Annotated in this window: 11 protein-coding genes; 8 read left to right on the forward strand and 3 right to left on the reverse strand. The window is 43.5% G+C overall.

Features of this window, described 5'->3' with window-relative positions:
- Nucleotides 1-140: 140 nt before the first annotated feature.
- Both rnjA and CES81_RS04560 read right to left on the reverse strand, forming a co-directional pair.
- The gene (gene rnjA, locus CES81_RS04555; protein WP_089088542.1) at nucleotides 141-1,817 is read right to left on the reverse strand and encodes a ribonuclease J1; all 1,677 of its coding nucleotides are present in this window, start codon (nucleotides 1,815-1,817) and stop codon (nucleotides 141-143) included.
- Nucleotides 1,814-2,032: a DNA-directed RNA polymerase subunit epsilon gene (locus CES81_RS04560; protein ID WP_089088541.1), complete on the reverse strand. Its 219-nt coding sequence runs from the start codon at nucleotides 2,030-2,032 to the stop codon at nucleotides 1,814-1,816. The genes rnjA and CES81_RS04560 overlap by 4 nt, the downstream gene beginning before the upstream one ends.
- A gap of 253 nt (nucleotides 2,033-2,285) precedes the next feature.
- On the opposite strand from CES81_RS04560, the gene CES81_RS04565 reads away from it, so the two are divergent.
- Nucleotides 2,286-2,792 (forward strand): hypothetical protein, encoded by a 507-nt coding sequence (locus tag CES81_RS04565; RefSeq protein WP_089120865.1) that lies wholly within the window; start codon nucleotides 2,286-2,288, stop codon nucleotides 2,790-2,792.
- A 91-nt stretch (nucleotides 2,793-2,883) separates the two neighbouring features.
- Here CES81_RS04565 and def read toward each other — a convergent pair whose 3' ends face one another.
- Nucleotides 2,884-3,441 carry a peptide deformylase gene (gene def, locus CES81_RS04570; protein WP_089088539.1) on the reverse strand — a complete coding sequence of 186 codons (558 nt, stop codon included), beginning with the start codon at nucleotides 3,439-3,441 and terminating at the stop codon, nucleotides 2,884-2,886.
- 296 nt (nucleotides 3,442-3,737) lie between these two features.
- Here def and pdhA point away from each other — a divergent pair, with 296 nt between their 5' ends.
- From pdhA to typA, 7 genes are all read left to right on the forward strand, one after another.
- Nucleotides 3,738-4,853, forward strand: a complete 1,116-nt coding sequence (gene pdhA / locus CES81_RS04575; RefSeq protein WP_089088538.1) for a pyruvate dehydrogenase (acetyl-transferring) E1 component subunit alpha — start codon at nucleotides 3,738-3,740, stop codon at nucleotides 4,851-4,853.
- A gap of 2 nt (nucleotides 4,854-4,855) precedes the next feature.
- Complete coding sequence (locus CES81_RS04580; protein WP_089088537.1) at nucleotides 4,856-5,833, forward strand: alpha-ketoacid dehydrogenase subunit beta; 978 nt, start codon at nucleotides 4,856-4,858, stop codon at nucleotides 5,831-5,833.
- A 39-nt stretch (nucleotides 5,834-5,872) separates the two neighbouring features.
- Nucleotides 5,873-7,186, forward strand: coding sequence for a dihydrolipoamide acetyltransferase family protein (locus tag CES81_RS04585; RefSeq protein WP_089120866.1), 1,314 nt, complete (start codon nucleotides 5,873-5,875; stop codon nucleotides 7,184-7,186).
- 7 nt (nucleotides 7,187-7,193) lie between these two features.
- Nucleotides 7,194-8,615, forward strand: a complete 1,422-nt coding sequence (gene lpdA, locus CES81_RS04590; protein WP_089088535.1) for a dihydrolipoyl dehydrogenase — start codon at nucleotides 7,194-7,196, stop codon at nucleotides 8,613-8,615.
- Between the two features lie 111 nt (nucleotides 8,616-8,726).
- Entirely contained in the window at nucleotides 8,727-9,014 is a 288-nt protein-coding gene (locus CES81_RS04595) for a UPF0223 family protein (protein ID WP_439951273.1), read from the forward strand.
- Nucleotides 9,015-9,018: 4 nt separating this feature from the next.
- Nucleotides 9,019-9,804 carry an inositol monophosphatase family protein gene (locus CES81_RS04600; protein WP_089120867.1) on the forward strand — a complete coding sequence of 262 codons (786 nt, stop codon included), beginning with the start codon at nucleotides 9,019-9,021 and terminating at the stop codon, nucleotides 9,802-9,804.
- Between the two features lie 121 nt (nucleotides 9,805-9,925).
- Entirely contained in the window at nucleotides 9,926-11,761 is a 1,836-nt protein-coding gene (gene typA, locus CES81_RS04605; RefSeq protein ID WP_089120868.1) for a translational GTPase TypA, read from the forward strand.
- Nucleotides 11,762-12,495 lie beyond the last annotated feature (734 nt).

Consider the following 12,495-nt stretch of genomic DNA (forward strand, 5'->3'; position numbering starts at 1 on the left):
GTTCAGATTTGGTTAGAATGTGATGAGAAAAATGCCGCAATAATCAGTTAAAATCAATTGAGAGGCAAACTGTTATTAGTAGATAGAAAAAGTCGTCCACAATCAAAGTGGGCGACTTTTATTTTTATTTTTTAATTGGTTTAATCCATAATCAGCATTGGTAAAATCATTGGATGACGTTCAGTTTTTTCGTAAAGAAAGTTCTGCAAGTCATCAATGATGGCGTTACGAATCGAGGCTTCGTTGGCTTTCTTGGAACGCATTGCTCGGCGAATAGTGGCGAACACCAAACGACGGCCTTCATTCAGTAACTCTCCTGATTCACGCATGTAAACAAAGCCACGTGAGAGCAGATCCGGACCAGCTTGAATGATCTTATCATTCAAATTAATCGTTGCCACAACCACCACTAGGCCTTCTTCAGAAAGCAGCTGACGGTCTCGCAGCACGACGTTGCCGATATCGCCGATACCGCTGCCGTCGATGTAAACATCGCCTGCGGTAAAGTGTCCGGCAATTCGGGCTGAATCCTTGGTGAGCGCTAAAACATCACCGTTTTCCATAATGAAACTGTGATCTAACGGCACACCACATTGTTCAGCTAGTTCCGTGTGAATCTTGAGCATTCTGTATTCACCATGAATTGGCATGAAGTACTTCGGCTTCATCAAACGGAGCATCAGCTTCTGTTCTTCTTGACCACCATGACCAGAAGTATGAATGTTATTCACTTTACCATGAATGACGTTGGCACCAGCTTCTTCAAGTTCGTTGATCACGTGGTTAACACTGACAGTATTACCAGGAATCGGGTTACTTGAGAAGATAACCGTGTCTCCAGGCTGAATTGAAATTTGACGGTGGGTGCCGTTGGCAATCCGTGAAAGGGCAGCCATTGGTTCACCTTGAGAACCAGTACAAAGAATCATGACTTTGTTAGCTGGTAGGGACTTCAATTCGTTTGCATCAATGAGCGCATCGTCTGGAATATTCAAATATCCCAGTTCACGACCATTGACGATGGCAGCTTCCATGCTTCGGCCAAAGACCGCAATTTTACGGCCATGGGAGAGTGCAGTTTCACAGGCGGTTTCCATTCGGGAAATATTTGAGGCGAAAGTCGCGAAAATAATCCGGCCATCAACCTGGTCGAAAATCCGTCGAATAGACTTACCAACCCATTTTTCTGACTTCGTCCAAATCGGTTTTTCAGCGTTCGTGCTATCTGACATCAGGCACAAAACACCTTCTGCACCAAGCCGTGCCATCTTTTGCAGATCAGGCGGCTGGTTAGTAACTGGCGTCAGATCGAACTTATAATCCCCAGTCTGGACAATAACGCCAGATGGTGTATGAACAGCGACACCTAAAGTATCGGGAATGGAGTGGGTCGTTCGGAAAAATTCCACACTCAACTTGCGAAACTTCAAGACGGTATCATCGCTGATTTCATGAAGCTCAGCTGTTCGCAGCAAACCGTGTTCATCTAGTTTGTTTTTGATTAGCGCAAGCGCTAGTGGTCCAGCATAGACTGGCACGTTTAAGTCCTTTAAAAGGTAGGGAACACCACCAATATGGTCTTCGTGACCATGGGTAATGACCAGTGCTTTAATCTTTTGCTGGTTGGCAATCAAATAATGATAGTCAGGAATGACGTAATCGATCCCGAGTAATTCATCTTCTGGGAACTTAATTCCGGCATCGATCAGAATAATCTCATCCTGGAATTGAATACCGTATGTATTCTTCCCAATTTCGCCTAAACCACCAACGCCAAAAATCGCTGTTTCGTTGTTTTTGACGTTTAATTTTTTCATTTATTGAACTCCGTCAACTTGTAGTCCGGGTTTTCTTGTTCGTATTCAAGGAACTTGCCCTCAAGTGGTTCGATGAATTCGATGTTGTGCTTCGTGTTTTCAGCAACTAAGGCACGTGCTTCAACTTCCGTAGCGGCATCGATATAAAGCGATTTCGTATCCTCACGTTTGGGGTTGCGAATCTGGTCTTCTTGATAGTAAACTTTAAAAATCATAGTGAAATTGTCTACTTCCTTTCTATAAATACAGTTACTTACTGCACTGATCGTTAACCGATCTTTTATTTGTACCGAACGTCTCGTTGTTAATGAACAACAGTTGGTAACATATTATCATATATGAATAAAATTGTATAGTTTTCCAACGATTAGAGGGAGTACAGTAGGATTTGCACTCAGACCTGACTGCAGATTACAGGAGTTGGTATTTGAATTGTGGTAGTATAAATTTAAAAAGGGAGGGTTGGCTTTGAATCGAACGATAACGATTTTAATTGGTGTTGCGATAGCAGTTGGGCTATATTTATTGATTCATCATGTCATTGTGCGCCGTAACACTAAGAAAGCGCAAAGTACTGCACTGGAACAAACTAACGTGGCGGTTAAGGCTGCCCTTCAACGATTAGCGGATGAGCACTTTATTTCAGCCCCCGCAACCATTTTGGATGCTAACATCATTCTGGATGGCTGGGGCAGGGGGGTAATGGCCTTTGAGTACTTGGTATTAATTGACCAAGTGACAGATGAGCAGTTGCCGATTCTGAGACAGCGGTTAAATCATATCCTAGCTGAGTTTTGTCAGGACCATCAAATTCCGTCGGCAGTTGCATCCGGGGAATCAGCCTTTCTGGTCACGGATGCTTGGCGGCATACTAAACGAATCCATCTTGGCGTTGCTTATCTAGTCAATGAGGCGACGATTGAATACATCCAGGACTTGCACCGGTTAGATCCCAAGGCCAAGGGACAACCCTAGTCCCTAACAAAACAGCACCTTGACCCATCAAAAGACGGGTTAAGGTGCTGTTTTGTCAAATGCTTTTTAGAAGTTGCCATAACGGTTAGCACTATTCGAACATGATCGTGTTATCTTCAACTTCGTACGGGTTATCCTTGTTGATATGATCGTAAAACAGGATACCATGAAGATGGTCGATCTCATGCTGGCAAACGATGGCTGGATAATTCTTGAGGCGAACTTTTTTAGTTTCACCCTTTGTGTTCTGGTAGCGCAAGGTAATTCGGTCATGCCGCGGTACGAAACCGGGGACGTCTTTGTCTACAGATAAGCAGCCTTCACCTTCAGTTAAGGCACCGTTTTGAACTGAATGACTAATGATAACTGGGTTAATGATGACATCAGTAAAGGGGGATTTTGCACCCTCTTCAGCTGGAACTAACACAGCTGCCATCATTTTTGAGACACCCACTTGTGGTGCGGCTAAACCCACACCGGCACGCAGTCCGTATTCTTTGCATAAATCTGGATCCTGACTAACTTTTAAGTACTCCATCATATTGTCAGCCAACTTCTGATCCTCTTCTGATAATGGGAAACTGACTTTAGCAGCTTCTTGTCGGAGAACAGGATCACCGTCTCTGACGATGTCTTTCATTAAAATCACGAAAATTACCTCCGAAATTGAAAAAACAAGTGCTTTAATAACTAATTCTAGCATATCAGGCACTAAAAATGAAATTAAAAAAATGTGAAAGAAAATACAAACATTTTTTCAGAAAAAAGGATTCCTACACCCATGGGCTACTTGGTAGCTTTTGCGTTATAAAAGTAATGTAAGGGCTTGCACGAATTCTGGAAGCGTGGTAATTTAAATGTGTAGTTGAGAAAAGCAAGCGGTTTCAAAACTATGAAAGTGGCTTTGAAACCAATTGCATACAAACGGAAAGGAAAGTGTTAGTTATGGCGAAGAAAACTGGGCAAGCAATTGACTTTGCGTCAATTAAAGCCACGATGAGCGATCCGTATAAGAAAACGTTCCAAATTGTGGACAAAGATGCGAAAATCGTGAATCAGAAGCTTTTCGATACTTTTTCGGATGATCAGTTAGTTGATTTTATGAAAAAGATGGTTTGGGAACGTGCATTGCACGAACAGACGATGAACTTCTCTCGGCAAGGTCGTTTAGGCTTTTATGCTCCGACTTATGGTGAGGAAGCAAGTGAGATGGGGTCAGTCACAGCCTTTAAAGACCAAGACTTCCTGTTCCCTGCCTACCGTGACTTGCCACAATTGATTCAACATGGTGCCTCAGTCACCCAAGGCTTCTTATGGTCAAAGGGTAACGCCGTTGGTGACGATTATGGTGACCAGCGTAACTGGTTCCCACAAATCATTATCGGTGCACAATATGTTGAAGCTGCCGGCGCCGCATTAGGTATTAAGAAAAATGGCGAAAAGGATGCTGTATCCTTTGTCTATACCGGTGATGGCGGAACTTCACAAGGTGACTTCTATGAAGGTGTTAACTTTGCATCCTCATTCCAAGCTCCTGCTGTATTCATGGTTCAAAATAATGGCTGGGCAATTTCAGTGCCTCGTAAGAAGCAAACTGCTGCTGAAACCTTAGCTCAAAAGGCCGTTGCTTCTGGTGTTCCATCTATTCAAGTTGATGGGATGGATATCCTCGCTGTACACATTGCAACCCAAGAAGCGCGTGAGTTTGCTGCCGCTGGGAACGGACCAGTCTTAGTTGAAACCTTAACTTATCGTTTCGGTGCCCACTCAAGTGCTGGTGATGATCCTAGTCGTTACCGGACTAAGGAAGAAGAAAAACCTTGGTTCGATGCTGATCCTTTGATTCGGATGCGTAAGATCTTAACCGACAAGGGATTATGGTCACAAGATCAAGAAGACAAACTTGTTGAGGAATATAAGGACAGCTTTAAAGCATCAATGAAAGAAGCTGAAAATACACCTACGCAATCAGTTGTTGATATGTTGAAGACCACGTTCGAAGAACCAACTCCACAAATCAAAGCTGACATTGCAAGATTCGAAGCAAAGGAGTCGAAGTAACCATGGCTAAATTAACTTATATCAAAGCGATTACAGATGGTTTAGACGTTGTTTTAGGCGAAGATCCGAAAACGTTGATCTTCGGTGAAGACGTTGGTAAAAACGGTGGTGTTTTCCGGACTACTGAAGGCTTGCAAGACAAGTACGGTGAAGACCGGGTATTTGATACACCACTAGCTGAATCAGGAATTTTAGGATTATCAATTGGGTTAGCTGCTACTGGCTGGCGTCCGATTCCTGAAATTCAATTTATGGGCTTTACTTTTGAAGCCGTTGATTCATTAGGCGGTCAAATGTCACGTGAACGCTTCCGCTTTAGCGGCAAACGTTCCATGCCAATTACGGTTCGGACACCATTTGGTGGCGGGACTCATACCGCTGAAATGCATGCCGACAACCTTGAAAACTACTACGTTGGTACACCAGGTCTGCGGGTCGTAACACCTGCTAACCCGTATGATGCCAAAGGGATGATTATTTCCGCCGTTGAAAATAATGACCCGGTTCTTTTCTTGGAAAACTTGAAGTTATACCGTTCAATGAAAGATGAAATTCCAGAAGGTAAGTACACGGTTCCCCTAGACACTGCTAAGGTCGCTCGTGAGGGGACTGACATCACCATTGTGGCTTATAGTGCAGAAGTTAATGAGTCACTGAAAGTTGCTGACAAACTGGCTAAGGAAAACATTTCTGCTGAAGTGATTGACCTGCGCTCATTGTCACCAATTGATACGGATACGATCTTCAAATCAGTTGAGAAGACTCACAAGGTAGTTGTTGTGCAAGAAGCTCAAAAGATGGCTGGTGTCGGTGCTCAGGTAACTGCTGAAATTGCTGAACATGCCATTATGAACTTGGACGCACCAATTGGTCGTGTGGCTGCTCCAGATAGCGTATATCCATGGGCTCAAGTTGAAAATGACTGGATTCCAAACGCTGACGATATTGAAGAAAAAGCACGCGAAATTTTGAATTACTAACTCTAATGACTACTTTGTAAATAGAAAGGAAGTTTTTCCATGGCTTATGCATTCAAACTCCCAGAGCTTGGTGAAGGTATGGCTGAAGGTGAAATCGCATCATGGGATGTTAAAGAAGGGGACACCGTTAAAGAAGACGACGTTTTAGTTGAAATTCAAAACGATAAGTCTGTTTCCGAATTGCCATCACCAGTAGCCGGTACCATTAAAAAAATTGTTAAGCAGGAAGGTGAAACTGCTGAAATTGGCGATACTTTAGTTGAAATCGATGATGGTTCACCTGACACACCTGACGATGATTCATCTTCAGATGCTTCATCAGACGAAGCACCTAAGGAAGAGGCACCTAAGGAAGAAGCAGCACCTGCTGCCGCTGCTGCACCTGCTGCTCCAGCTGCCGCAACGGGGGTTCCTGCTCAATCGGATCCTAATAAGTTAGTTTCAGCAATGCCTTCTGTACGTCAATATGCACGTGATAAGGGAGTTGACATCACTGCTGTAACGCCAACTGGTAATCACGGCCAAGTTTTGAAGGCGGATATTGATAACTTTAATGGCGCTGCCGCACCTGCTCCAGCTGCTGCCGCACCGGCCGCTGCCGCTGCACCTGCTGCTTCACCACTTAAGCCTTACAAAGAAGCAATTCCAGATCTTGAAACCCGTGAACCAATGTCAATGATGCGTAAAGTTATTGCTAATTCAATGCGGACTTCTAAGGATATCGCTCCTCATGTTACTTCATTCCAAGACGTTGAAGTTTCTGCTTTAATGGCTAACCGGAAGAAGTACAAGTCAATGGCTGCTGATCAAGGCATTCATTTGACCTTCTTGCCATACATGGTTAAGGCACTGGTTGCTGTAATGAAGAAATTCCCAGATTTCAATGCTTCAATTGATGGTACGACGGATGAAATTATCCACAAGCACTATTACAACGTCGGTATTGCAACTAGTACGGATCATGGCCTATACGTTCCTAACGTTAAGAACGCTGACGCTAAGAGTATGTTTGAGATTGCAAAAGAAATTTCTGATAACACCCAGGCTGCTAAAGACAACAAGTTGAGTGCTAAACAGATGTCTGGCGGTTCAATTACCATCAGTAACGTCGGTTCAATCGGTGGTGGGTTCTTTACACCAGTGATCAACCAACCAGAAGTTGCCATCTTAGGTGTTGGTAAGATTGCCAAGGAACCATACGTCAACGATGATGGTGAAATTGTAGTTGGTAACATACTGAAGCTATCATTGAGTTATGATCACCGACTTATCGATGGTGCATTAGCGCAAAATGCTTTGAATATGATGAACGATTTACTTCATGAACCAGAATTGCTATTAATGGAAGGATGATCCTCAAATGTCAGATGCTGAAAAACGTGATACAGTCATTGTTGGTGCGGGCCCTGGCGGTTATGTTGCTGCCATTCGAGCTGCTGAACTTGGCCAAAGCGTAACGGTCATTGAAAAGGGTAATGTTGGTGGTGTATGTCTAAACGTTGGTTGTGTGCCTTCCAAGGCCTTAATTAACGCTGGTCACCGCTTTAAGGAAGCTCAAGATGCGTCAACCTTTGGTATTACTACTCAAGCGCCTTCAATTGATTTCAGTAAAACGCAGGAGTGGAAGCAAAAGAAGGTTGTTGACCGGATGACTAGTGGTGTCAAGATGCTGCTTAAAAAGCATAAAGTTGACGTCATTGAAGGCGAAGCCGTACTGGATTCCAATACTCAGTTACGGGTCGTATCAACCGGGCCAAAACAGTTTATGAGTGCTGATGACGGCTTGACGATCGAGTTTAAGAACTTGATCATTGCAACTGGTAGTCGTCCAGTAGAAATTCCTGGCTTTGAATTTAAAGACCGGGTCATTGACTCAACTGGTGGTTTAAACTTACCTGAAATTCCTAAAGAATTTGTCGTTATTGGCGGCGGTTACGTCGGAACTGAGTTGGCATGTGCCTACGCTAACTTAGGTGCCCACGTTACGATCATTGAAGGTACGCCATCAATTTTGCCTAACTTCGATAAGGACATGGTGAAAGTTGTTCTGAAGCAAATGAAGAAGAACGGGATCGATGTCATTACCAGCGCAATGGCAAAGAAAGCAGAACAGGATGGTAAGAGCGTCACGGTGACCTATGCTGTTGACGATAAGGAATCAACCATTAAGGCGGACTACTGCATGGTCACGGTTGGCCGTAAAGCTAACACGGATGACTTAGGTCTCGAGATGACTGACATTAAAGTCGGTGATCACGGTTTGATCGAAGTTGACCAGCAGGGACGCACATCCGTTCCAAACATCTATGCGATCGGTGATATTGTTCCGGGTCCAGCACTTGCTCATAAAGCCTTCTTTGAAGCTAAGACGGCTGCTGGCGCAATTTCAGGCAAGAAGACTGCCAACGATTGGCTTGGCGTTCCCGCTGTCTGCTTTGCAGATCCAGAACTTGCCACAGTCGGAATGACACAAAGTGAAGCCAAGGATAAGGGAATTGAAGTTAACACAGCTAAGTTCCCATTTGCTGGTAACGCGCGTGCTGTTTCACTTGATGAGCCAGATGGCTTTGTCCGTTTGGTAACGACTAAGGATGAAAATAATTTGGTTGGCGCTCAAGTTGTCGGACCAGGTGCTTCAGACTTGATTGCTGAATTGAGTTTGGCAGTTAACAGCGGTATGAACGCTGAAGATATTGCTTTGACGATTCACCCGCACCCAACGCTGAGTGAACCAATTCAAGAAGCTGCCGATGTTGCGATTGGCTTCCCAACCCACATCTAAAGTGACTTGTTTGTGAAATTAAACAAAACGGGACTGGACTGTGTGTCTAGCCCCGTTTTGCTGTATAATAAACTAGGAGAATTCACAATATTAAGTAGATGGGGTGCCATTTTGAAAAACTTTAGTTATCCCTTAGCATCTGATTGGACGACAGATGAAATTATTACGGTTACGGCTTTTTATCGACAGGTCGAGGATGCCTACGAGCTTTCGCAAGGTGTGTTGGTTGAGGCTTTGTTATCAGCCTATTCGGCCTTTAAAACCGTTGTCCCGTCTAAATCTCAAGAAAAACAGCTCGGCAAGCAGTTTGAACAGCTAACCGGGTATAGTTGGTATCGAACACTGAAAGCAGCCCATGAGACTGCTAAAAAGTCAGTTAAAATGACGATAGGAGGTTAAGTCCATGAACGAAACAGAACTTCACCGAATTGATCGAACAGTTAAACAGTGGCTAAAGACGTCACGTGACTTTATTTTGGCGAAAATGGGTGAGAATTTAAAAATTTCACAAAAAACTAGCCGGAAGGATCTAGTCACGAACGTTGATAAAGAAAACGAAAAACTAATCATTAGTAAAATTCGCACTTTTGCACCTAACAGCCAGATCTTAGGTGAAGAGGGGTTTGGTGACCAGATTCGTCAGACTAAGGGCTGGGTTTGGGTCGTTGATCCGATTGACGGCACAATGAACTTCGTTAAGCAACGCGATCATTTTGCCATTATGATCGCACTCTACGTCGATGGAAAAGGCGTTTTGGGCTATATCTACGACGTCGTTAATGATCAGCTCTTTTCTGGCGGACCGGATTTAGGTGTTTTCCAAAATGAGCAGTTGCTGCCGGCACCGGAAAACGTTGGTTTGCGTAACGGCCTTATCAGCTTGAGCGGGCCGATGGTGATTCATGACCGCTTTAACTTCCAAAAAGTGGCGGAGACGAGTTCCGGGCTAAGAATCTATGGTTCGGCTGGGGTTGAAATGGCCCACTTACTAAAAGGAGAAATTGTCGCGTATGTCTCATATTTGAAACCATGGGATTTTGGCGCTGGTAAGATTTTGGCAGAAAGTCTGGGACTTGCGGTGTCAACGGTTGACGGGAAGCCTCTAGATATGCTATCATCAGATTTCGTAATGGTAGCAACGGTACAAGCACAACAAGACATTCTGCCAATCATCGGTTCAAACGTCTGACTGTGACGCTGGTCACAGTTTTTTTATGGCGTTAAGTCAAGGTGTAGAGTGTGGAGAATGCGCTACAGTTTGACCGTTAAATAATGAAGATTCACGCGTTTATGAAAGGAAGAACAAGATTTTGAAAACCAGAGATGACATTCGTAACATCGCAATTATTGCCCACGTTGACCACGGTAAGACAACCTTGGTTAATGAATTAATGAAACAATCAGATACTTTAGATGAACATACGGAGATTGCGGACCGTGCGTTGGACTCTAACGATATCGAAAGGGAACGTGGGATTACGATCCTGTCAAAGAACACTGCAGTCCGTTATGGGGACAAGCAGATCAACATTTTGGATACCCCAGGACACGCTGACTTCGGTGGTGAAGTTGAACGGATCATGCGAATGGTTGACGGTGTTTTACTTGTCGTTGATGCCTTTGAAGGAACCATGCCGCAAACCCGTTTCGTTTTAAAGAAAGCTTTGGAACAACATTTAACCCCGATCGTTGTGATCAACAAGGTTGACCGTCCAGGTGCCCGTCCTTCGGAAGTGGTTGATGAAGTTTTGGACCTGTTCATTGAATTAGGTGCTGACGAAGATCAACTTGACTTCCCAGTGGTATATGCTTCAGCTATGAACGGAACTTCAAGTTACGATCCAGACATCGCAACTCAAGAGCACACCATGAAGCCAATCTTTGATACGATTATCAAAAAGATTCCATCACCAATTGACAATTCAGACGAACCACTTCAATTCCAAGTTGCCTTACTTGACTACAACGATTTCGTTGGTCGGGTTGGTATCGGCCGGATTTTCCGTGGTAAGATCAAAGTTGGAGACAACGTTACGGTCATGAAGTTAGACGGTACAACCAAAAACTTCCGTGTGACTAAGCTGTTTGGTTTCTTCGGTTTGAAGCGTCTTGAGATCAACGAAGCCAAAGCTGGTGACTTGATTGCCGTTTCAGGGATGGAAGACATTAACGTTGGTGAAACGGTAACGGCGACTGATACGCAAGAAGCCTTACCACTCTTACGGATTGACGAACCAACGTTGCAGATGACTTTCCGGACTAACAACTCACCATTTGCTGGTCAAGATGGAAAGTTTGTCACGAGTCGTCAATTGGAACAACGTTTGAAGACTGAACTTGAAACGGATGTTTCGCTCCGTGTTGATAACACCGACGAACCAGGTGCTTGGGTAGTCTCAGGCCGTGGGGAATTGCACTTGTCAATCTTGATTGAAACGCTTCGTCGCGAAGGCTTCGAACTTCAAGTATCACGTCCAGAAGTTATCTACCGAGACGTTGAAGGCGTTAAGTCAGAACCATTTGAAGAGGTTCAAATCGATACCCCTGACGAATACACCGGTAGTGTGATTGATTCACTGTCACAACGTAAAGGTGAGATGCAAAACATGGAAAGTACAGATAACGGCCAGACCCGTTTGACTTTCTTGGCACCTTCACGTGGCTTGATCGGTTACTCAACTGAATTCATGTCAATGACTCGTGGTTATGGTATCTTAAACCATACCTTTAAGAAGTATGCGCCAGTCATCAAGAACTGGAACCCTGGTCGTAAGAAGGGAACCCTAGTTTCAATGAATGCTGGTAAGGCAACGACTTATGCCATGATGGGTATTGAATCTCGTGGGACCTTACTGATCGATCCAGGTACTGATGTTTATGAAGGTATGATCGTTGGTGAAAACAGCCGTGAAAACGATATTACCGTCAACATCACCAAGGGTAAGAACTTGACCAACGTTCGTGCTGCTGGTTCCGATGACATGGCTCGTATTAAGACGCCTACTCATTTATCACTTGAAGAATCACTTGAATTCTTAAACACTGATGAATACTGTGAAGTTACCCCTCATCACGTTCGCCTCCGGAAGCAAATCCTGAGCACCAACGAACGTGAAAAGGCTGCTAAGCGGGCTCGTCACAACTAAATTTAACTTTTAATCAGTAGTCCATTTTTACTGATAATCACAAGATCCCCTTAAGCGGGCAGATGAACGATTGTGTTCAGTGTCAGCTTTAAGGGGATTTTTTTATTTTTAAATGGCCGTTTGTGGAATCTAAGAGCTGCCAAAAATATGGCTGGTACCGTTAAAGCCGTCACAATACTGAATTAAAGCTAGTCTAAGCTTCGTTATTAAGTGGATTGTTGCATTTAAAACATGGCTAGTAACTTCAACTTTACCGGGATTGTCGTTATCGGATGATTTACAGTCGTTGTTAGATGATTGTGTTACGTTAATGTTTTTGTTAAAATGTCATCAAACATTGATACTGCAATAAGAAACTGTGATGAAAAGGGGGAAATGATGAGGCTGTTGAAGTTGAATTATCGTAAAAACGTAAATCAGACATAATTCTGTAAATGTATTAAATATGATATTGTAACTAAAACGAAATACTAATCTGTATACAAATGATAGGTCATGAATTATAATGAAATCCTAAGTGGGTAGCTGTTTCTAAGTGGTTAATATCATGTACTAATCAGCAATTAAAATCGTTATCCTAAATTTTTAAAACATGCTTAACATTTTTAACTCAAAGGGTGGGGATCCTATGAAAGACTCTAAGTTTATACAGTTTTCCGCGTCTAGTAGACAAAATTAAACTGAAAAGTTTGGCTTGATTAAGTGAGGATAAATAAGAGCAATATTGTTAAGGG

It is taken from the genome of Secundilactobacillus pentosiphilus, from assembly GCF_002217985.1.
In the GTDB taxonomy this organism is placed as follows: domain Bacteria; phylum Bacillota; class Bacilli; order Lactobacillales; family Lactobacillaceae; genus Secundilactobacillus; species Secundilactobacillus pentosiphilus.